Source organism: Bradyrhizobium sp. (assembly GCF_049581145.1).
Classification (GTDB): Bacteria; Pseudomonadota; Alphaproteobacteria; order Rhizobiales; family Xanthobacteraceae; genus Bradyrhizobium.
Genome location: NZ_JBAURI010001211.1, coordinates 1 through 2636, shown reverse-complemented (window position 1 = coordinate 2636; position 2636 = coordinate 1). Strand labels below are relative to the sequence as shown.

Here is a 2636-nt window from a genome sequence, read left to right as displayed (position 1 = left end):
GCTCTATATCGACCGTCACCTCGTCCATGAGGTGACCTCGCCGCAGGCCTTCGAGGGCTTGCGCGCCACCGGCCGCAAGGTGCGCGCGCCGGAGAAGACGCTGGCCGTCGTCGACCACAACATCCCGACCACCGATCGCTCGAAGCCCAATCCCGATCCTGAAAGCATCGAGCAGATGCGGGTGATGGCCGACAACGCCAAGGAATTCGGCATCGAATATTATAACGAATTCGATAAGCGCCAGGGCATCGTGCACGTGATCGGCCCCGAGCAGGGCTTCACCCTGCCCGGCACCACCATCGTCTGCGGCGACAGCCACACCTCGACCCATGGCGCATTCGGCGCGCTGGCGCACGGCATCGGCACTTCCGAAGTCGAGCATGTGCTGGCGACCCAGACGCTGATCCAGAAGAAGGCCAAGAACATGCGCGCGACCGTCGACGGCAAATTGCCGGACGGCGTCACCGGCAAGGACATCATCCTCGCCATCATCGGCGAGATCGGCACCGCCGGCGGCACCGGCTATGTGCTGGAATATGCCGGCGAGGCCATCCGCGCGTTGTCGATGGAAGGCCGCATGACGGTCTGCAACATGTCGATCGAAGGCGGCGCCCGCGCCGGCCTGGTCGCGCCCGACCAGAAGGCGTTCGACTTCCTGCGCGGCCGGCCGAAATCGCCGAAGGGCGAAGCCTGGGACGCAGCGATGCGTTACTGGGAAACGCTGCGCTCCGACGACGGCGCGCATTTCGATCATGAAATCCGGCTCGACGCAGCAAAGCTGCCGCCGATCGTGACCTGGGGCACCTCGCCCGAGGACGTGGTGTCGATCACCGGTGCCGTGCCCGATCCCGAGCAGATCGCCGACGAGGCCAAGCGGGTCTCGAAGCATCGCGCGCTGAACTACATGGGTCTGAAGGCCGGCACAAAAATCACCGACATCAAGCTCGATCGCGTCTTCATCGGCTCCTGCACCAATGGCCGCATCGAGGATCTGCGCGCTGCCGCCAAGATCGCCGAGGGCAAGACCGTCAACGCCAACGTCAACGCGATGGTGGTGCCGGGCTCGGGCATCGTGAAGGAGCAGGCGGAATCCGAAGGTCTCGACAAGATCTTCATCAAGGCCGGCTTCGAATGGCGCGAGCCGGGCTGCTCGATGTGCCTGGCCATGAACCCCGACAAGCTGAAGCCGGAAGAACGCTGCGCTTCGACATCGAACCGCAACTTCGAGGGGCGCCAGGGTTTCAAGGGCCGCACCCATCTGGTCTCGCCGGCGATGGCCGCGGCCGCCGCGATCGCCGGACACTTTGTCGATGTGAGGGAGTGGCGGTAACGCTTCAACCTCGAAGCACTTCGACAACAACTCCTTAATGAAGAGAGCGCAGACTTCCTACGCGCTCGAGCATGATCCGGAAAGTGGGCGCCGGTTTTCCGAAGGATCGCGCTCAAAAATATTCTGGCGCGTGCTGACGAAGTCGTCGCGCGCCAGCCGTTTCTCGGAGAGCCAGCCTTGGCCAGCAAACCGGAATATGTCGACTTGATCGGTGCGGCGACGCGCCAGCACTGGCGCCGTGCCAGCCTCGCCGGCCGCGAGACCAAGGTCGTGGACAACGGCCGTCTCTCCAATTGGCCGCCCGCCTACTTCGAAAAGTGGCGGCTGGAGAACCTGACGCCATGGAAGCTGTCGCTGAGGTCCTGGAAATTCAAGGACTGGGCCTGAGAGCGACGCGCGACGAGCAGACCGGGGAAGCTTGAAAGCCATTGAAAATGGGCGCCCGATGAGGCGCCCATTTTCATTTCGTCCTCAGCTCCTGCAGTGGTCCTCTTCAGTCGTGCCGGTGGTGATGGTGCCAATGATGCCAGCGGTGCCAGTAGTGCCGATGGCGATGCCAGCAGATGTGGCGCGGACCGTAAGCCGTCCAGACGAGGCGGCAAGCCGGATAATAGGGATAGTCGTCATAGGGGTAGTAATAGCCGCCGAAGACATGGCGGTGAAAATGCCCGACGCGGAAGCCGCCATGATGGAAGCCGCCGACATGCATGCCGCCGCCGTGCCAGCGACCACCGCCGCCACCAAAGTGCATACCGCCGCCGTGGAAGCCTCTGCCGCCGAAGTGCATGCCGCCCCCGCCGCCATGGAAGCCGCCGCCACCGTGGCCCCCGCCACCGCCGCCATGGCCACCACCGCCATGAACTTCAGTCACGATGGCTCCGGACGCGGATGTCGCGGCAGGCGAACCGCTCGGGGTGATCAACGACATGGCGTTGGCGCGTTGGGCCGGCGCCGCTGCCAGCATCAACGCCGCAGCCGCGGCAAAGCCGAGGCAACGGACAAGGCCGCGCCCCGGATAGGCAATCCTCGTCATGTCCACAATCTCCTTGAATGAGCGACGGAAAGCGCACGGCGCCATGATGGCCCGACTGCCGCGCATGTCCATTGATGTCCGCTTTCGCAATGAAATTAGAGACGGCGAACTGAACGCGGCATGAATGTCGCGCGACGCGACCGCGCGCGCGCGACCACGGGAGCAAGTCGCCGTCGCGACTATGGTGGTCGCAGGCCGATATTCCGCGCTTGCGAGTACAACGGATTTCTCGGCCGTCGCGAACCGCGACACGGCGCTCGAACACAAAACGGG

Annotated in this window: 3 protein-coding genes; 2 read left to right on the top strand and 1 reads right to left on the bottom strand. The window is 64.3% G+C overall.

Features of this window, described 5'->3' with window-relative positions:
* Window positions 1-1330 (top strand): 3-isopropylmalate dehydratase large subunit (leuC, locus tag WCB02_RS38540; protein ID WP_423967416.1); only part of this gene is annotated, 1330 nt, incomplete at its 5' end.
* A gap of 177 nt (window positions 1331-1507) precedes the next feature.
* Window positions 1508-1717, top strand: a complete 210-nt coding sequence (locus WCB02_RS38535; RefSeq protein WP_423967414.1) for a hypothetical protein — start codon at window positions 1508-1510, stop codon at window positions 1715-1717.
* A 106-nt stretch (window positions 1718-1823) separates the two neighbouring features.
* Here the strand turns inward: WCB02_RS38535 and WCB02_RS38530 are convergent, their stop codons facing one another.
* Window positions 1824-2363 (bottom strand): hypothetical protein, encoded by a 540-nt coding sequence (locus WCB02_RS38530; RefSeq protein ID WP_423967412.1) that lies wholly within the window; start codon window positions 2361-2363, stop codon window positions 1824-1826.
* Window positions 2364-2636 lie beyond the last annotated feature (273 nt).